Raw genomic sequence first — 17,613 nt, forward strand, 5'->3', positions numbered from 1 at the left:
TTCTATATCTGTCAAGCTGCGATTGGGATCGCTTCAGTGGCAGCGTGGAGTGCATTCAGGGCGCGATAAAGATGGCGGGCGAGATATCGCTTGAGGCACCGCCGGATCTCGCGTGAGGTCTTGCCCTCAGCCTTCCTGCGTTCAGCGTATGCGCGGGTAGCAGGATCATGGACCATTCTGACGACCGTGGCCAAATGTAGGGCTCTATTGAGGCGTCTGTCACCGCCCCGGTTTAGCCGGTGCCGAGTGGTGTTTCCCGAGGACGCGGGAATCGGTCTCACTCCGGCGAGAGCAGCGAAGGCAGCCGCGGAACGCACTCGGCCCAGATGCGACCACGCCGTGTAAACCACGGCTGCGGTGACGGGACCGATGCCTGTCTCCTCGAGCAAGGGGGCCGCAGGGCTGGCTTCGAGGAGCTCGGTGGTACGGATGTTGTTGTCCTTGAGCTCGGAATCAAGCACGTCGATGCGCTTGCTGAGTCGGAGAGCCTCGGCCCGTGCAATGGCAACGGCAAGGGGCTCATCGCGGACGCGCCAGTGGGAGATATCGGTGATCTTGGTATCGGTGAGGGGTCTGCGCGCGTCGACGCCGAGATCAACGGTGCGCAAGAGAGCGGTGAGGGCGTTGACCTTCGCAGTGCGCTCGATGGTCATCTGCTCCCGCGCTGAGACTAGGACTCGCAATGCGGCACGGATGCCGTCATCCTGCCGGGGATTGCGTAGCTGGGATTGTTCGAGCACGAGGACTGATGCGGCGATCGCGGCAGCGTCCAACGGATCGGACTTCCCTGCCCCACCCCACGACGTGCTGATGCGTAAGCCCTGACCCTGGGTGCTTCCACCACGCGGTAGCCGGCCCGTGCGACAGTGCCGGTGAGCAGGGCCCCGTAGCTTCTGGTCCCTTCGATGGCCCAGAGGGCTTCAAGGTCTCCTCCAGTGCGGCGGGACGGCCAGGCGATCGCGCGGGTTCTGCCCGTGTGGGTGTTGGGGAACGCTTCGGTTCCCAGGTGCGCGCCGTTGGCAGCAAGTACGGCATAGGTATGGGTGCGGGCGTGGGTATCCACGCCAATGACAAACGGATAGAAATGTGCGACGGTGCTCATCACGGGCGAGGGTTCCTTTCTCATAACGGGGCAGATGCTTGTGGCCGCGGTGCGGCCAGCGTCATCCCCTGTGAAGGTCACTCCGAGGCGGTCCTGTGACGGGCCACAACCCTCAAGGGGCTGGGCAATCTTCTAATCAAGCCTTCGGTGTGAGCCGGGAAGGCGCCAGCCGCTTCGCTCCGGACGGACGATTCACCCCAAAGGCACCCAACGGGGCCAGGCTTGTGATGAGTCACGACCAGAGCAAAGCGACCAATGCCAACCCTGCCAGCCGGTCACAGACCAGCCAAACCAAGACTCACAAGCTTGTGAATTCGTAGAATATCCGGCGCCGAGGTTGGGGCGATTTATAAAATCGTCAAATATCTGGCGCTAAGAGGTTATGGTGGTGGCGTTCGGTAACGATCGTTCGCCAAACATTCCGGGGCAGGGTCAGCAATCCTAGAAACACGCAGCACCTTAGGTAACGCGTGGCGTTTGCCCACCACGTTGCGCGTGACCTGGGAGTCTCCATTCCTTTGCTGTACGGGTGGATCCCCGCACATGGGAGTCCGTAATTCCGGATGCGTTTACACCGACCGAAACACTATTGGCCCTATTTTCGGTTGGCGTTAACACGCCGCCAAAAAACACGTCGTCGCGGGTAGTTTCGATCATGGCATTTGTTTGTTTCTACTTGGCTCGTTCCGCCAGGCCGAGGCGACCGCAGATGTCGGACGCGCCGGGGATCACGGCGGCCATTCCATTGGACATGACACAGACCGTGAGCGAGTCGGGGACAGGGTAGGAAAATGATCGGTCAACGGGATCTGAACGAACCCCACTCTCGATACTTGCGTCCAGGGCATGCTGGGCCCAGAGGTCTGAACACGCGGCCAGGGCGTCAGTGATTGACACCGGACCCCCTTCGCTGTCGCCGATGGTGCCCTCGAGGCTGGTCACCCGAGCGCCCGGGAATTCCCCCCACATGTTGAGCTCCGCTCGAGCGAAGCAATTGATGTGATCGGTCCTCGTTACCTGCGCTTGGACGGCCACGACGGCACCAGCAGTCAAGACGAGGGTTGCAATGACTGCGGGGACGACGATCCGAACGCGTCGAGCACGACGAAGTCTCAGATTCTCTGGAGTTCCTGGTTCGGCGATGTTTACGAGGAGGGCTCGGATCGCCGCACTGCGGTTGGCAGTGAAGTGCGGTTCCTTCGGCGTGCTATTCATCATGTGCTTTCTCCCGCAACTGATGGGGATGGTTGGATCGGGTTGTACTCGGTGAGGACGAGAGCGAGGTGTCGCTTTGCGCGGAATAGCCGGGATTTGACGGTGCCCGAAGGTATTCGAAGAAGCCGGCTGACGTCCGTCATCGACAGGTCTTCCAGGACACACAGCAGCAGTATCTCTTGGTCCCGGGAGTTTAGGTGCGCAAAGGCGCGCTGAACCGTGTTCCCCCTGGAGCCGAGGACGATCGCGTCGAGCACCGCTTCACTGTGGTCAGGCACAGAATCCGGCGGTGGAAGCCTTCGGAGAAGTCGCTGATGTCGGAGACCGGACCGAAGTTGATTCCGGGCCACGTTGTGAGTGGTTACCAGGAGCCACCCGAGGATAGACTCATCAACGAACCGAACTCGTGTTCTGCACCGCCAAGCTTCGAGGAACACCATCGCAGTAACATCCTCAGCCGCCGCCTGTGTGCGGACCAGCCGAAGGCTGTGAGCAAAAACCCGGTGGCGGTGGCGGTCAAACAGGACACCAAACGCGCGTCCATTCCCGCCGCGGACGTGCGACCACAGCGCGGAGTCTGTGGCTTGGGAATCCAAGGTGTCCATACTCAACAATGTCCGGCATGGAGGCATTGGTTCCATCCAATCCGCGTGCAAACCGAACTTCAGAAAGCGGGCTATCCGCGTAACTGCCGCGATCATCGCGCACACGCCTTCTGGGTGTCAACCCTGCGACGAGGCAATGGATTTCTTTGATGTGATCAGGAATATCGGACTCTTACCGTGGTAGTTACTCCGTTTCGTGAGATAGGGCCATGTAGCAAAGCCGGAAACCTTGAGCGTGTTACGTAGTCCGTATCGTGAGCTGACCTCTTCATCGTTGATGGCGACTGCGTGGCGGTCGGTTTCACCTGGGTGGGACATTCGACGACAGGCGACTTTGACGGCATGGGAATAAAGCCATAATATGAGTTTGCAACTCACATACTGAGTTCTCAACGATGAGGAGAAGCGCTATGGACGACTGGGTAGTAATCGCGGTGACCGCTGGGGTGATCGTCGCAATGGTTGTGTTGATCGTCAAAGTGCACCTGAACCCGGCTGTGGCATTGGTCATCGGTGCCGGTGTGATCGCCCTCGTCGTCAGCGGGAATGTGGCGGAATCGGCCAGTATCGTCACCGGCGGATTCGGCGAGATCATGGCCGAGATCGGCCTGCTCATCGCGTGGGGCGTGCTCATCGGTGCCATTTTGAGCGAAGCCGGGGCCATCCAGCGCCTGGTGGAAGGGCTTTTGCGAATCTTCGGGGCCCGCCGAGCGCCCTACGCGTTCGCGACGACTCTCGCTGTGGCGCTGCCCTCGATCTATATCGACGTTTTGCTCGTCATGAGCGCACCCTTAGGACGACGGATGGCGGCACGCCTCGGTCGCACCGGCACCGCGCGGGTTGCCACCGCCATCGCCGTCGGACTCGAATGCGGCATCGTGATGATCGTGCCGGGCGTGGGCGCCCTCGCCCTTGCCGGGCTTCTCGGCGTGCCGCTTGGCATGATGCTGCTTGTCGGCATAGTGGTCACCGTGCCGACGATCCTCCTGACACTCTTCGTGATGTATTTCGCCTACGACCGTGGTTTCTGGAATCCCGAGCGCGATGAATCCGTGACCATCATCGACACGGAGGCTGACGAAGACGCCGACGATGAGTATGCCACCCGGCCGGCGACAGGCTATACCTCAGTCATCGCAACGGTCGGCGCCCCGCCCCGCGCGCGGACCCGTGTACAGCAGTCGACCCGCGAGCCCGCTCTTGCGCTGCTCTTTGGGCCCATGATCGTGTCGCTGCTGTTCGTTGCCACCGGTGCGATTGTGCAGGCAACGGATGGTGACCTCGGCCCGATCGGCATCCTCTTCGAGCCGGTCTTTGCACTGCTGGTCGGGTTGCTCGGCACGAGCCTCGTCGCCCGGCTCACCATCGGCGGCGAACGAGTCGAGAAGGCCGTTTCCCGCGGCTTTCGGGAGTCGGGTCAGATCCTCATTCTCACCGGCGCGGGAGGTTCCCTTGCGGCGGCCGTTGCATCGACGGGCATCGGCGAGATTCTGGGCTCGCTGTTCACCACCACGACTGTCGCCCCGCTACTGATTGTTTGGGTCGTCGCCGCAGTGCTTCACATGGCTATCGGATCGGTGTCGATTTCGGCCATCACCGCCGCGGGGTTGCTCGCCTCCGTTATGAGCGAGATCGACGTTTCTCCGGTGCTCGTGGCCCTTGCCGCCGCCGCCGGGTCCCTCTTCGCCGTGCACGTCACCTCGAATACGTTCTGGCTGCTTCAGAGCTCGCTCAACCAGTCCACCCGTGGCACGTTCAAAACCTGCACGCTCGCGGTATCCGTCGCTTCCGTGATCGCACTCGGGTTTACGATGCTGCTCAGTTTGGTACTGTGATCGCCGAACCGAGTGCTTGGCTCAGACGGGCGCCGGCCGCCACCACGGCCGGAGTGAGGCGGATGACGACCTCCGGTGTCATTCGTGAACTCGGGCCGAGCAGGCTCAGGGCCCCGAACAGCGAGCCGCCGTGTTGGAACACCGGTGCGGCGACACTGCTCACCGACGACGTGCGTTCACCGACGGTGTACGCACAGCCGCGCTCGCGCACTGTGACGAGGGATCGGCGCAACTCCTCGACGTCGACAATCGTCTCTTGCGTCAAGGCGGGCAGTGGATGTTCGAACACCCGGGTCGCGAGCTCGTCGTTCCACGCCAGCAGCACCCGGCCGGAAGACCCGACGTTCACCGGCGTCACCTCGCCGAGGGCGATCACGCGTCGCACGCTGTGCCGACTCTCCGCCATCGCGACGCACACACGCAGCTCGCGCGTGGAGATGAACAGGCACGCGGTTTCACCGGTTTCATCGCGCAGGGCGGCGAGCACGGGCTGCGCCAACTCACCCACGTCGAGACCGTGGAAAGCGGATCCCGCCCAGGTCGCCATGCGCAGACCGATGCGAAATTGGTCGCCGTGGCGGTCGAGAAACCCGCTCTGCACGAGATTGGCGACCAGGCGTTGCACCGTCGACGCCGGCAGCCCGGTCGCGGTGCGCAGATCGGCCAGCGACTGTTCCGGAGTCGAAAACGTGAACGCGTCGAGGATGGTACTGATCTTCGCCAACACGAGCAACGGACTGTTCGACGCTACTTTGCCTGCCATTCCGCGAGTTTATCGGTATCCCCAACCCCCCACTAAAGGAGAACTCATGTTCGATGCACGACACGACAGGATTGCGCCCCTCGCCGATAATGGCACCGTAGGGGAGGTCACCCATGTCTGAGTATTCACTCGCGCTCATTCCCGGTGACGGCATCGGCATCGACGTCGTGGCCGCCGCCCTCGTGCCGTTGCAGGCGGTAGCTGACAAGCATGGTTTCGCGGTGCGGCAATCGACCTTCGATTGGTCGTGCGCGCGCTACCTCGAGACCGGATCGATGATGCCCGAGGACGGCCTCGAGCAGCTGAGTGGGCACGATGCGGTTCTTCTCGGGGCGGTGGGGTGGCCCGCACTGGTGCCGGACTCGGTATCGCTGCATGGGCTGCTGCTGCCCATCCGTCAAGGATTCGATCTCTTCGTGAATATGCGCCCGCACCTCTTGCTCCCTGGCATTACGGGGCCGTTGCGCAAATCTGAGTTCGATATTCTGGTGATTCGAGAGAATACCGAGGGCGAATACTCCGGTGCGGGCGGACGAGTGCATCAGGGCACCAAAATCGAGGTCGCGGTTGAGACGGCGATTTTTACGAGGGCCGCAGTCGAGCGCATCCTTCGCTATGGGTTCGAGCAGGCGCGTTCGCGCTCGGGTCGACTCGCTTCGGTCACCAAATCGAACGCGCAAAAGCACACGATGGTGTTCTGGGACGACGTGACCGACGAACTCGCCGCCGAGTACCCAGACGTGATCGTCACGCGGTACCACATCGATGCCATCGCGGCTCGATTCGTAACCCACCCGGAGACCCTGGACGTTGTCGTGGCGTCCAACCTGTTTGGCGATATTCTCTCCGATATCGGAGCGGCCATTCAGGGCGGACTCGGGTTCGCCGCGTCGGCCAATATCAACCCTGACGGCGGTTTTCCGTCGATGTTCGAACCTGTGCACGGATCGGCGCCCGACATTGCGGGCCGGGGCATCGCCAACCCGATCGCCACCATTTGGAGTGTGTCGCAGATGCTGCAACACCTGGGGGAGCAGGCCGCCGCAGCCGACCTGCTGCGCGCGCTCGGCACCGTCACGGCCACGCCCGCGCGCCTCACCCCCGACTGCGGCGGCACCGGAACCACCGACACTGTCGCCGCCGAGGTTGCCGCCGCCCTCTGACCTGCGCAGCCGCCGGACCGAGCTTGTCGAAATCTCGCAGTCGTTCGTCCCTTCACTGCTATCGATTTCAGCAACAGCATTTGGCGTAGTTCTTCGGCGGCACCGCTACTGGATTTCGGCGTGGCCAAGGTCCGGCCGGCGGTGACTACCCGGGCCGCGGCTTCAGCGTCAACGGCATCTGCTTTCCCAGCCGTGCGCCGCAGTCCTCGGTCTGGTGCGGTAGTGGCACCGCCAGGAGGGACAGTTCAGCCGCCGACAGCCTGACGGCAACACAGCCTTGATTTTGCATCGATGACTGCAGAAAAGTTTTACGTGTCAAGCAGAACCGGGCAGATATTGAAAGTTCTTCATGATTAAAGTCATGGTCCTGCATATTCGTGAAAAACTGAGGCACAGTGGAGCTTGTCTGCTCGGCCTTGCAATGACGGAAGGATCACAGCGTGAAACTCAACAGAAAACGTTCGCTTGCAGTGGGGGCGGTAATCGTGGCGGTCACCGTTCTTTCTGGGTGTGTTGGTTTCGGGAGCGGTGGAGGCGGTGGGGGAGAAGCAGGCTCTAACGAGCTGACCTTCACCACGTGGGCGGGAGACAGCGAAGCAGTCGCTTTCAAAACCTTGATCAAGCAGTTCGAGGCCGAGAACGACGGCGTGACAGTCAAGTTGAATGTCGTTCCCTATGCGCAGATGTTTTCGGGGATTGACGCCAAGCTTTCGTCCGGAAATGCTCCCGACATCTTTCGAGTCGACTACGGAAACCTGGGCGTGTATTCAAGCCAGGACCAGTTGCTTGACCTGAGTCCGTATCTCGCGGATGAGCAAAATAATTTCATTCCTGCGATGTGGCAGGCCGTGTCGTTCGAGAATAAGCCTTACGGTGTTCCTCATCAGACCGACGTCTCTGCTCTTCTCGTGAACACTGACATGTTGTCGGAAGCCGGAATCGATGTCGCCTCGCTGCCGACGACTCAGGCTGATGCGTGGACGTGGAACGAGTTTTCGGATGCTGCGAAGCAACTTCGGACTGCGTTGCCAGCAGATAAGTATCCCTTCGTCTATAACTGGCAATTAGGAGGCGCTCCGCGATGGTTGAGTTGGGTGTTCCAGGCCAACGGCGCCCTTTTCGAGAAGGATGGAACGACACCGGCGATCGATTCGCCCGCTGGTAAGAAGGCTCTTGACTACACGAAGAGCTTTTATGACAACCAGTGGGTCCCTCCGACGAGTTCAACGAAGTCGTCCGTGTACGCGGACACCACCTTCCAAGAGGGCACTGCTGCGATGGTTTTCGCTGGTTCATTCTTGGTGCCGGACATGGAAACCCTCGCCAAGTTCAATTGGACTGCAATTCCGATGCCGCGTGATGAGCGCGGAGCTACAGATCTTGGGGGTAACGCGCTAGTCGCGACAAAGGATACGAAAAATCCGGAACTTGCCGCAAAATTCCTTGCGTTCATGGTGCAGGCCGATAGTATGTCGGCGTTTTGCGCAGCCACCAATGAACTCCCGACCCGAACAGACCTGGCAGCAGATGCAGTTACGTTCATTGTGCGACCCGACGTGATGCCCGTCTTCGTTGAACAAGCCAGCACCATCGAACCCAGCGATGTCACGCAGCTGACTTCGCCCACGATGGCGGCGATCTCAACAGCCCTGCAGGATCAGCTTGATGCTGCATTCGTCGGTGGCCAGTCCACGGGGGACACGCTGACCAACTTGACCCGTGCCATCGAAGAGGCCAGCAAGTAATGACGTCGCTCACCGCACGTGGACGGGGCAGCGCTCCTTTGTCGCCACGTCCGCGCGCGGCGCGGCGCGCCTCACGCCTACGGGAGTCTCTCATCGGCTGGGGCTTTCTGGCGCCCAACCTCACCCTCATGGCAATTTTTCTGTTCCTACCCATCCTGTGGGCTTTGCAGTTGTCGTTTCAGGACAGTCGGGGATTCGGCTCCCCGGAGTGGGTTGGTCTGAAGAACTACGCCAAGCTCGTCAGCGACCCAGTTTTCTGGCAGAGCTTCGGGAATACTATTGCCTTCACCATTTTGACCGTGCCAATCACGATGATCGGCGGCCTGTGCCTGGCCGTGCTGATGAATTCTGTGCTGCCTGCGCGTGGCGTTTTTCGCACGGTTATCGTGCTGCCGATGGTTATTTCAGGGGTTGCCTCGGGGATGATCGCGGGAATTATCTTTTACCAATCAAACGGCATCATCAACAAGGTGCTTTCTGCGGTGGGCCTGTATCCGGTGGCTTGGCAGTCCGACGGTTTGCCGGCGTTGATCTCGGTTGTTATTGTGGCGATCTGGCTGCGGATCGGCTTCAACATGATCATCTATCTGGCCGGTCTGCAGCGGATCGAGCCACAACTGTATGAGGCGGCACGCATCGACGGCGCCAGTCGCTGGCAGCAGCTTCGGTCCATCACCGTACCCCTAGTCGGTCCAAGTACGTTTTTCTTGCTGATCATGAACGTGATCGCCTCGTTCCAGGTTTTTGACCTCATCTTCGTGATGACTGGCGGCGGGCCGGGCAATTCCACTTCCGTGCTGGTGACCTACGCCTACCGCAACGGCTTTCAGATCAGGGAACAGGGCTACGGCGCCGCGATCGGTATTGTCATCCTCATTATCACGCTCCTTTTTACCTTCGTGCAGTGGAAAACGAGTCGCACGCGCGACCAGGCCGGATAAGGACATCCCATGACACAGACGGTAGCCATTCCAAACAAATTGGCGACAACGATGAGCGGCGATCGCGAGCCTCGACGGAAAAGCAGAAGTAGTGCCGCGGCGATCGGCGATCGCAAGGGAATCGTATGGCGAAGTATCATCGCCATCGTGGTCGCGATCATCATGGTCTTCCCGCTGTATTGGATGGTCGTCGTGGCGTTCTCACCACGTGGGGAGGCGTTCGAACCCACCCTCCGGTTCTGGCCAAGTGCCTGGACCACCGAAAACTTCCAGAGAGTGTTCGAGCTGTACCCGGTAGCCACCTGGTTCGGCAACTCAGTGGTCATCGGTCTTTTCATCACCTTCCTCACCGTGGTGGTCAATCTGCTCGCCGGCTATGCATTCGCACGATTGAGATTCCGCGGGCGAAACGTACTCTTTCTCTTGACCCTCGCGACGATGATGATCCCCGTCCAGGCGATCATGGTTGCTCAATTCCGACTGGTTTCCGACTTAGGTATTTACGGGAGCTACTGGGGTGTGATCCTGCCAGGGGCCGCAGCGGCATTCGGGATATTCCTCGCCAGACAGTTCTTCATCGGAATTCCGGACGAGATTATCGAGGCTGCGAAAATTGATGGCAGCGGGCAAATTCGCATTTTCCTGCAGGTGGTGCTGCCATTGAGTAAGCCGCTGATCGCGGTTCTCATCCTGCTCACCCTGATGGGAAGCTGGAACGACTTCGCGTGGCCCTTGATCGCATTGAATGACAATCAGCTCTTCACTCTCCCGATTGGACTTCTCTACCTCCAAAACCAGACGGCGCCCAACTACAACGCCACAATGGCCCTGGCGCTGATCTCAGTCCTTCCGATGGTCGCGCTTTTCCTGTCCTTCCAGCGGTACTTCGTGCAGGGCTTCGCCCGCAGCGGTATTCGTTGATGCTGACCTATCTCTGCAGCCTGCCTCGCTGGCTGCACCATGGGGGCGGTGCCCGCCGTGCAAAGACGCATCGTGACGGTTGCGTCGCTTGCGCTGTGCGCGTGTCAGTCGGTATTCGGTAGTTTGCTGCCGTTCGTCGTGTTGACTGCGGTCGTTGCGCTGTTACTGGGTCTGTGGCTGCGCCATCCGCTGTGCCTCAGGCGAAAGACGCTGTAGTTCTGGTGTCCTCTCTTTATGTCGTCGGGCTCATTCCCGTGGTGGGGCCGGGGTTCTACTGTTCGGATTCCTTTAGCGCTCTACGAATACCGTTAGCCGACTGCATTCAGCGCGCCGCCGTTGCAGGATACGTCACCAAGATCGTTGACACCATCCTGTCCGTTCCGCTACGTTCGGGCCATGCAGCCGTTGATGACTGAGGTTGAAGGGCGCCGATTATGAGTAATGTTGGCTTGCTGTACGTGGGGGTCATTCTTTTTATTAACGGGCTCATGCTGATCGGCGTGATTCCCGGCAAGTCGGCTGCCATTCTCAATTTCTTTGTCGGTGGCATGCAGGTCGTGTTGCCAACGATCATTCTGATCCAAGCGAATAACGATCCGGCGATCGTCCTCGGGGCTGCGGGGCTTTATCTCTTTGGGTTCACGTATCTTTATGTCGGCATTCTGCAGGTGACCGGCGTGAGCGGAGAAGGCCTCGGTTGGTTCTCCGTGTTCGTGTCGGCATGCGCACTGGTGATCGGCGTCATTCAGTTCACGCTCGGCGACGCGGTTTTCGGCGTGATCTGGTGGATCTGGGCCGTGTTGTGGTTCTTCTTTTTCCTGCTGCTCGGTCTGGGAAAAGAGTCCTTGGCCCGCACGACTGGGTGGTTCGCGATTTTCATCAGCCACCTCACGGCCACCATTCCGGCCTTTTTTCTGCTGCTGGGCCGCTACGAATCGAACACTGCCCTGGCCCTCGGCATGGCAGCCCTTGGCGGGATCGCGCTCGTGATGGCGATGGTCATCGGACGGCGGGCGAGAGTCGCGGCGGCGCCTGCGGCATCTGCTCCCGCATTGATCGTGACCTGAAAGGGAACCATGCCCACCTACGAGTACCGGTGCCCCGACTGCGCGGACTTCGACCTCGTCTTTGAGATGCGTTCTGTGCCCGATTTGGTGACCTGCCCGACGTGCGCCTGCACCGCCCGGCGCCGCATGAGCGCGCCGGGGATCTCGACGGCCAGTTCGGCTGCATTTCGATTGATAGACGACACCAAGCGCAGCGCGCACGAGCCCGCGGTCGTGACCTCTCCCGCCCCCGGACGGCGTTCTGGTCCCGCGCAGAAATACACGTCAAACCCGTTGCATAAAAAGCTTCCCCGACCGTAAATACACGTTCGCACGCACCCGAAGAAGGAGAACAAGATGCCCGAGCTGCTGTTTCCGCTAGATTCTTCGAAAAAATTTGAGGACCAAGAGAAGGTGGGGCACAACCGCTGGCATCCCGAAATCCCGCCGGTCGCCACAGTGAAGCCCGGCACGTCGTTTCGGGTGGATTGCCGCGAATGGTTCGACGGCGCCATCGTGAACGATGACTCGGCCGACGACATTCTCAACGCGCCGCTGCTGACCGTGCACAAGCTCAGCGGCCCGTTCGCCGTGGAAGGCGCCCAACCGGGAGACCTGCTGGTAGTGGACATTCTCGATGTGGGACCCATCCCCATGGAAGACACCGGACCGCTCGCCGGGCAGGGCTGGGGATACACCGGAATTTTCGCGCGGAACAACGGCGGCGGTTTTCTCACCGATCAGTTTCCCGACGCGTACAAGGCCATTTGGGATTTCACCGGTCAGACCGCAACCTCACGACACATCCCGAACGTGTCGTTCACCGGGCTCATCCATCCCGGGCTGATGGGTACGGCACCGTCAGCGAAGCTGCTGGCCACCTGGAACAAGCGAGAAGGTGACCTGATCGCCACCAACCCGCACCGCGTGCCGCCCCTTGCGCTTCCGCCGGAGGCCGAGCACGCCGTTCTGGGGTCCCTCGCTCCCTCGGAGTTCGCACGGGTAGCCGGAGAGGCCGCCCGCACCGCACCACCACGCGAAAACGGGGGCAACCAGGACATCAAGAACCTGTCCAAGGGCAGCCGGATTTTCTACCCGGTGTTCGTGGACGGCGCCAACCTTTCACTCGGTGACCTGCACTTCTCTCAAGGCGACGGAGAGATCACATTCTGCGGGGCTATCGAGATGGGCGGTTTCATCGAGCTGCGCGTGGACATCATCAAGGGCGGTATGGAGACCTACGGGGTGAGCGAGAACGCCATCTTCATGCCGGGCAATGTGGAACCGCAGTTCAGCCAGTGGCTGGCCTTCTCCGGAACCTCAGTGACGCTCGACGGCGAACAGCGCTATCTGGACTCGCACCTGTCCTACCAGCGGGCCTGCCTGCACGCCATCGACTACCTCACCAAGTTCGGGTACTCGCCAGAACAGGTCTACTTGCTGCTCGGCGCCGCACCCATTGAAGGCCGGTTGTCGGGCGTGGTCGACATTCCGAACTCCTGCTCGACGGTATACATCCCCACATCGATCTTCGATTTTGATGTGCAGCCGTCAGCCGCCGGGCCGTTCCAGGTCAATCCGGGAATCGGTGCACCGCGAGCGGCCAACCGGTGAGATGCGCCGGGTGATCCGGCGAGCAGCAGCAGGAGGCTGACGCCGCTCTTCAGCCGTATCGGCTCGACTCCCGGTCGACCACAGACCCGGCTCCATCCGATCGAGCATCACAATGGACATTTACTTCCAAATGAATATAAACTAAATAGAAAGAAAGGAGATTATCATCCCCCTTTACTCGTTTCGCTGTCCCGATTGCGGAGAGTTCGACGCCGATCTCTCCCTTACCGGAAATACCTCCGATACGTCCTGCCCGAAGTGTAGACAGAAGGCGACTCGGGTCTTCACTGCTCCTAATTTTGGGTCTCGCTCACGCGCACTGGACAATGCCTTCAGTCAGGCCGGGCGAAGCAGTGAAGTGCCCGAGGTCGTCCACTCGGTACCTTCCGCGAGACGGGCGTCGGTCGGGCCGGTTCGCGACCCGCGCTATCCACGACTCCCCACGAACTGACGTCACGTCACCAGCACATTCACTCGATACTCAGCAAAGGACTACTCATGCCAGAAGTCATTTTCAGCGTCGATCAGAACCTTCCCATGGCGCAGCAATCCGTTCCCGGTCACAACCGTTGGCATCCCGACATTCCTGCGGCGGCGACCGTCAAACCCGGTGCCGAGTTCCGCATCGAGTGCAAGGAGTGGACGGACGGTCAGATCGGCAACAACGACTCAGCGGACGATGTTCGCCATGTCGACCTCGACCCCTGCCACATGCTTTCCGGACCAATCAGAATCGAAGGGGCCGAGCCGGGCGATCTACTCGTTGTCGACATCCTCGATATCGGTCCGGTCCCGCAGACCGTCGGTGAAAACTGCGGTGAAGGATGGGGTTACTCGGGTATTTTCGCGAAGGTCAACGGTGGTGGGTTCCTGACCGACTATTACCCCGAGGCCTACAAGGCCATCTGGGATTTCAGTGGCCAAACCTGCACATCGCGTCACGTTCCCGGGGTGAAGTACACCGGCATCGCGCACCCCGGACTCTTCGGCACGGCCCCCTCACCCGATCTGCTGGCGAGCTGGAACCGTCGCGAGCAGGCGCTGATCGACACCGACCCGCATCGTGTTCCCGCACTCGCACTGCCACCCACGGTCCGCGGAACGCTCGCAGGCACGGCAAGCGGAGACGTGGCCGACCGCATCGCCAGAGAGGGTGCGCGCACCGTTCCTCCCCGAGAGCACGGTGGCAACATGGACATCAAGAACCTCTCGCGGGGCAGCAGGATCTTCTACCCGGTCTTCGTTGACGGTGCGCTGCTCTCGGGCGGCGACCTGCACTTCAGCCAGGGCGACGGCGAGATCAATTTTTGTGGTGCCATCGAAATGGGTGGCTATATCGATATGCGCGTCGACCTCATCAAGGGAGGAATGGAGAAGTTCGGCATCCACAGGAACCCAGTCTTCATGCCGGGGCGCGTCGCGCCGCTGTACTCTGAGTGGCTGACATTCGTGGGGATCTCGGTCGATCACCGTGACAACACAAACCTGTACATGGACGCCACGGAGGCCTACCGCAACGCCTGTCTGAACGCGATCGAATACCTGACCAAGTGGGGTTACACCGGAGAGCAGGCGTACCTGATCCTCGGCACGTCCCCCATCGAGGGTCGCATCGGTGGCGTCGTCGACATACCGAATGCGGCTTGTTCGGTGTTCCTTCCGACCGAGATCTTCGATTTCGATGTGCGTCCGAACGGTGACGGACCGGTCTACACCGACCGAGGACAGGTGGCCGTCGCCTCCTCCTGAGTGAATCGACGCGAGGCCGAACCCGCACAACACCGGATGGATCGGCGCCGTATCATCTGCTCGATGTGATGGCGGCCCTCTCAGAGGGTCGTGATCACGTCGAAATCTGCCACGGTGGCCCGCGCCAAGTGCACCTTCTGCTGAAGATGGCCGCGCCTCAACTCGACGGCTCCCCGTGGACCGTCGTAACCGACCCCCTCCGACACCGCGGTCAGGCAGTGCACGTCGAGGCACTGCGCGGCGCGAATCAGGCTCGCTAAAACAGTGATGCCCTCGTAGCAGGACTCAGCTTGGTTGTTCAGCGGAGGCGCATCCGCTCCAAAGTTGTCGGTGTACTCGCCGACGAGATCGAGCGAGCCTGCCGTTGACAGCGAGCGAAAATAGCCAGCGGAGACGTACATCTCGTCGATCGCACCGGGGCCGGACGCGATCAGCATGTTCTCTTCCATCAGCGGTGAAAAGCGGATGACGCGGTGCTGCATGTGTTCGCGTGCGAAGGCGCGATTGAAAGCAACGGCATCTTGCCCGACCAGGAACATGAGCACGCCGTCTGCTCCGGAACGGCTGAGCCGCCTGACCAGGGGTGCGAAGTCCTCCGTACCTAATTGAACGAACTGCGAGCCGACCACCTGCAAGCCCAGCGCCCTCGCGTAGCTCATTGCCGCGGTCGCCGAACGACGCGGCCACACATAGTCATCTCCCACGATGAACCAGCGACGCACTCCGAGCTGATCGCGCAGCCAGGACAGGGCGGGCGCGATCTGCATCGGGGGAGTCTCTCCCGAACAGAAGACTCCGGGACGACGCTCCCCGCCCTCGTACAAGGAGGTGTAGACATAGGGGATACGGCCCGCCATAACCGGAACGAGATGACTTCTTACGGATGAGATGTGCCAGCCCGTCAGTGCTTGAATACGCCCACGATCGATCAGCTTCGCCACTGTCTGGGCGATCTGCGGGGGCGGCGCCCCCGCATCGATGGTCTCGATCTCCACTCGACGGCCGAGCAGCCCCGTCTTGTTCAGCTTGGAAACACACAATTCGGCTATGGCCTCGCACGACGGCCCGAATATTCCTGCCGGCCCTTGCAGCGGAACGGCCAACCCGATTCGTATCGTGTCATCGAGGACCGGAGCGCTGTGTCGGTGTCTGTGTCGGCGCTTATACTTTGCCAAGAGAACACCCTTGTTCGCGTGCAAATGGATTACTTCGACTTAGTCTTGAGTAAAAAGTAGCCTATTGTGCATTGTTCATTCCGGTTGGAAAGGAAGAAAATGCAAGCGTCACCCTCCGACGGCGCGAACCTACCCGTGGACGGACCGAACATCCAGCTGGTTTCTCAAGCAAACCAGCTGTTTACGGGGCACATCGAACATCGACTCCGAGAACACGGGATTAGCCTCGACCAGTGGCGCGTACTGTCATATCTCTTCGACCACACGGCTTCGCCGATGGCGGAGTTGGCGGCCGCGACGAATATCACGGGGCCAACGCTGACGCGAGTGGTCGATCAACTTATCGAGATGGCGCTCTGTTATCGCAACGTCGACTCCGCGGATCGCCGCCGAGTGCTGGCTTATCTCTCCAAGCGGGGACGCTCCGTCGTGCGAGAGCTGCTTCCTCTGATCCATGAGGCGGAGGCCGAGGTGACCTCCCATCTGTCACCGAAGGAGAACCGAGAGCTCATCCGCCTGCTGGCGCACCTCGTCGAGGGAAACGGCCGGAACCGCGCAACTATTTAGGGGTGCCCTCTCACTAGTTTCCGCCATCCCAACCTGCGCCGCACAATCACAGCGGGAGTGAATAAGGGCGAGGCCCGAAGGACTGCAGCGCGAGCTGTGTACTTCGACCGCTTTGGAGAGATCCGCGCCCGGTCCTCCGAGGAATAGTGCTATCGACAAGGTCGACCAGCGCGGTAGCTGATGAGTTCAGGTTCGGGATACGAATTCACCGGTACCGGGCGGTTGCGTATACTCAGTCCCAGCGACACGGGGTGCCGACTGGATGACGGTCGGCTGAGATGACACCCGTTGAACCTGATCTAGTTCGAACTAGCGAAGGGATGTCACGGAGAATTACGTGTACCGCAGTGGTGCCGGATCTCGTCCTTTCGCCTTACCTAAGGTGAAGAAAAGTATGCAAATAGCAGAACAGATTGTCCTGGTCACCGGCGGTGCACGCGGCTTGGGTACAAGCATTGTGCACGCTTTCGCGGCTCAGGGCGCCCGGGTGGTCATCAACTATCGCAACAGCGCCGCAGCGGCGGAGGCCCTGGCTGCCAACTACGGCCCTGAACACGCTTTTGCTGTGCGGGCCGACGTCACCGACCGATCCCAGGTCGCAGCAATATTCACGCAGGCTCAGGCACATTTCGGCTCCACCGTGACGACGGTGGTCAATAATGCGTTGGCCGATTTCCGCTTCAACGGCGATGCCCGCTCCGGCGCTGCCGACATCAGTTGGGACGAGTTTGAGGCGCAGTTCTCGGGCAGCGTCCGCGGTGCCCTAAACACGACCCAGCAGGCGCTGGCCGGAATGCGCGAGGCCGGTTTTGGCCGCATTATCAACATCGGCACGAACCTGTTCCAAAACCCGGTGGTGCCGTACCACGACTACACCGCAGCCAAGGCCGCACTACTCTCCCTGACCCGCACCCTCGCCTCAGACCTTGGCCTGCACAATATCGCGGTGAACATGGTCTCCGGCGGGCTGTTGCGCACCACGGATGCCAGCGCAGCCACCCCCGAGGACGTGTTCGACTTCATCGCCACGTCCACCCCACTGCGCAGGGTGACAACCCCAGCCGAATTTGCCGATGCGGTACTTTTTTTTGCCTCCCCCTGGGCGCGGTCGGTTACCGGGCAGAACCTGATGGTCGACGGCGGCCTGGTGATGAACTAGGGCCTCGCCGGTC

At 60.7% G+C, this 17,613-nt stretch carries 16 protein-coding genes, 2 pseudogenes and 1 riboswitch; of the genes and pseudogenes, 13 read left to right on the forward strand and 5 right to left on the reverse strand.

What is annotated here, in order from left to right:
• Positions 1–11 precede the first annotated feature (11 nt).
• The 3 genes and pseudogenes from CXY72_RS05790 to CXY72_RS05800 form a co-directional block, all read right to left on the reverse strand.
• Positions 12–1,102: pseudogene (locus CXY72_RS05790) on the reverse strand (IS110 family transposase).
• 672 nt (positions 1,103–1,774) lie between these two features.
• Positions 1,775–2,320: a hypothetical protein gene (locus tag CXY72_RS05795; RefSeq protein WP_158252498.1), complete on the reverse strand. Its 546-nt coding sequence runs from the start codon at positions 2,318–2,320 to the stop codon at positions 1,775–1,777.
• Positions 2,317–3,018, reverse strand: a complete 702-nt coding sequence (locus CXY72_RS05800) for an RNA polymerase sigma factor (protein WP_370446218.1) — start codon at positions 3,016–3,018, stop codon at positions 2,317–2,319. The genes CXY72_RS05795 and CXY72_RS05800 overlap by 4 nt, the downstream gene beginning before the upstream one ends.
• A gap of 314 nt (positions 3,019–3,332) precedes the next feature.
• Between CXY72_RS05800 and CXY72_RS05805 the strand changes: the two genes are divergently transcribed.
• Positions 3,333–4,757 carry a GntP family permease gene (locus CXY72_RS05805; RefSeq protein WP_104126748.1) on the forward strand — a complete coding sequence of 475 codons (1,425 nt, stop codon included), beginning with the start codon at positions 3,333–3,335 and terminating at the stop codon, positions 4,755–4,757.
• Here CXY72_RS05805 and CXY72_RS05810 read toward each other — a convergent pair.
• Positions 4,741–5,520: an IclR family transcriptional regulator gene (locus CXY72_RS05810; RefSeq protein WP_104126749.1), complete on the reverse strand. Its 780-nt coding sequence runs from the start codon at positions 5,518–5,520 to the stop codon at positions 4,741–4,743. The two genes, CXY72_RS05805 and CXY72_RS05810, sit on opposite strands and share 17 nt — an antisense overlap.
• Before the next feature lie 113 nt (positions 5,521–5,633).
• Here CXY72_RS05810 and CXY72_RS05815 point away from each other — a divergent pair, with 113 nt between their 5' ends.
• The 9 genes from CXY72_RS05815 (at position 5,634) to fmdA (CXY72_RS05855) (ending at position 14,699) form a co-directional block, all read left to right on the forward strand.
• The gene (locus CXY72_RS05815; protein ID WP_104126750.1) at positions 5,634–6,683 is read left to right on the forward strand and encodes a tartrate dehydrogenase; all 1,050 of its coding nucleotides are present in this window, start codon (positions 5,634–5,636) and stop codon (positions 6,681–6,683) included.
• Positions 6,684–7,123: 440 nt separating this feature from the next.
• Positions 7,124–8,428: a sugar ABC transporter substrate-binding protein gene (locus CXY72_RS05820; protein WP_104126751.1), complete on the forward strand. Its 1,305-nt coding sequence runs from the start codon at positions 7,124–7,126 to the stop codon at positions 8,426–8,428.
• Positions 8,428–9,369 carry a carbohydrate ABC transporter permease gene (locus tag CXY72_RS05825; protein ID WP_104126752.1) on the forward strand — a complete coding sequence of 314 codons (942 nt, stop codon included), beginning with the start codon at positions 8,428–8,430 and terminating at the stop codon, positions 9,367–9,369. Before CXY72_RS05820 ends, CXY72_RS05825 begins: the two co-directional genes overlap by 1 nt.
• A 9-nt stretch (positions 9,370–9,378) precedes the next feature.
• Positions 9,379–10,290, forward strand: a complete 912-nt coding sequence (locus CXY72_RS05830) for a carbohydrate ABC transporter permease (RefSeq protein ID WP_233197672.1) — start codon at positions 9,379–9,381, stop codon at positions 10,288–10,290.
• A gap of 434 nt (positions 10,291–10,724) precedes the next feature.
• A complete protein-coding gene (locus tag CXY72_RS05835) occupies positions 10,725–11,357 on the forward strand; it encodes an AmiS/UreI family transporter (protein ID WP_104126753.1) in 633 nt (210 codons plus the stop codon).
• 9 nt (positions 11,358–11,366) lie between these two features.
• Complete coding sequence (locus CXY72_RS05840) at positions 11,367–11,657, forward strand: FmdB family zinc ribbon protein (protein WP_104126754.1); 291 nt, start codon at positions 11,367–11,369, stop codon at positions 11,655–11,657.
• Positions 11,658–11,693: 36 nt separating this feature from the next.
• Entirely contained in the window at positions 11,694–12,950 is a 1,257-nt protein-coding gene (fmdA, locus tag CXY72_RS05845; protein ID WP_104126755.1) for a formamidase, read from the forward strand.
• Positions 12,951–13,116: 166 nt separating this feature from the next.
• Complete coding sequence (locus tag CXY72_RS20615; RefSeq protein WP_370446221.1) at positions 13,117–13,401, forward strand: FmdB family zinc ribbon protein; 285 nt, start codon at positions 13,117–13,119, stop codon at positions 13,399–13,401.
• Positions 13,402–13,448: 47 nt separating this feature from the next.
• Positions 13,449–14,699, forward strand: a complete 1,251-nt coding sequence (gene fmdA / locus CXY72_RS05855; protein WP_104126756.1) for a formamidase — start codon at positions 13,449–13,451, stop codon at positions 14,697–14,699.
• A gap of 80 nt (positions 14,700–14,779) precedes the next feature.
• Here the strand turns inward: fmdA (CXY72_RS05855) and CXY72_RS05860 are convergent, their stop codons facing one another.
• Complete coding sequence (locus CXY72_RS05860; protein ID WP_233197673.1) at positions 14,780–15,874, reverse strand: substrate-binding domain-containing protein; 1,095 nt, start codon at positions 15,872–15,874, stop codon at positions 14,780–14,782.
• 99 nt (positions 15,875–15,973) lie between these two features.
• On the opposite strand from CXY72_RS05860, the gene CXY72_RS05865 reads away from it, so the two are divergent.
• From CXY72_RS05865 to CXY72_RS05870, 3 genes and pseudogenes are all read left to right on the forward strand, one after another.
• On the forward strand, positions 15,974–16,441 hold the full coding sequence (locus tag CXY72_RS05865) for a MarR family winged helix-turn-helix transcriptional regulator (RefSeq protein WP_104126757.1): 468 nt from the start codon (positions 15,974–15,976) through the stop codon (positions 16,439–16,441).
• A gap of 33 nt (positions 16,442–16,474) precedes the next feature.
• Positions 16,475–16,585, forward strand: a pseudogene (locus CXY72_RS20620) (Tn3 family transposase); the annotation flags it as partial.
• A gap of 93 nt (positions 16,586–16,678) precedes the next feature.
• Positions 16,679–16,779: riboswitch (TPP riboswitch) on the forward strand.
• Between the two features lie 56 nt (positions 16,780–16,835).
• On the forward strand, positions 16,836–17,600 hold the full coding sequence (locus CXY72_RS05870; RefSeq protein ID WP_104126758.1) for a 3-oxoacyl-ACP reductase: 765 nt from the start codon (positions 16,836–16,838) through the stop codon (positions 17,598–17,600).
• The last annotated feature ends 13 nt before the right edge of the window (positions 17,601–17,613 follow it).

It is taken from the genome of Cryobacterium sp. Y57, from assembly GCF_002929505.1.
In the GTDB taxonomy this organism is placed as follows: Bacteria; Actinomycetota; Actinomycetes; order Actinomycetales; family Microbacteriaceae; genus Cryobacterium.

Coding starts and splice junctions, on each gene's coding strand:
- CXY72_RS05795 (WP_158252498.1), bottom strand. CDS start 2,320: ATGATGAATAGCACGCCGAAGGAACCGCACTTCACTGCCAACCGCAGT.
- CXY72_RS05800 (WP_370446218.1), bottom strand. CDS start 3,018: ATGATCGCGGCAGTTACGCGGATAGCCCGCTTTCTGAAGTTCGGTTTG.
- CXY72_RS05805 (WP_104126748.1), top strand. CDS start 3,333: ATGGACGACTGGGTAGTAATCGCGGTGACCGCTGGGGTGATCGTCGCA.
- CXY72_RS05810 (WP_104126749.1), bottom strand. CDS start 5,520: ATGGCAGGCAAAGTAGCGTCGAACAGTCCGTTGCTCGTGTTGGCGAAG.
- CXY72_RS05815 (WP_104126750.1), top strand. CDS start 5,634: ATGTCTGAGTATTCACTCGCGCTCATTCCCGGTGACGGCATCGGCATC.
- CXY72_RS05825 (WP_104126752.1), top strand. CDS start 8,428: ATGACGTCGCTCACCGCACGTGGACGGGGCAGCGCTCCTTTGTCGCCA.
- CXY72_RS05830 (WP_233197672.1), top strand. CDS start 9,379: ATGACACAGACGGTAGCCATTCCAAACAAATTGGCGACAACGATGAGC.
- CXY72_RS05835 (WP_104126753.1), top strand. CDS start 10,725: ATGAGTAATGTTGGCTTGCTGTACGTGGGGGTCATTCTTTTTATTAAC.
- CXY72_RS05840 (WP_104126754.1), top strand. CDS start 11,367: ATGCCCACCTACGAGTACCGGTGCCCCGACTGCGCGGACTTCGACCTC.
- fmdA (WP_104126755.1), top strand. CDS start 11,694: ATGCCCGAGCTGCTGTTTCCGCTAGATTCTTCGAAAAAATTTGAGGAC.
- fmdA (WP_104126756.1), top strand. CDS start 13,449: ATGCCAGAAGTCATTTTCAGCGTCGATCAGAACCTTCCCATGGCGCAG.
- CXY72_RS05865 (WP_104126757.1), top strand. CDS start 15,974: ATGCAAGCGTCACCCTCCGACGGCGCGAACCTACCCGTGGACGGACCG.
- CXY72_RS05870 (WP_104126758.1), top strand. CDS start 16,836: ATGCAAATAGCAGAACAGATTGTCCTGGTCACCGGCGGTGCACGCGGC.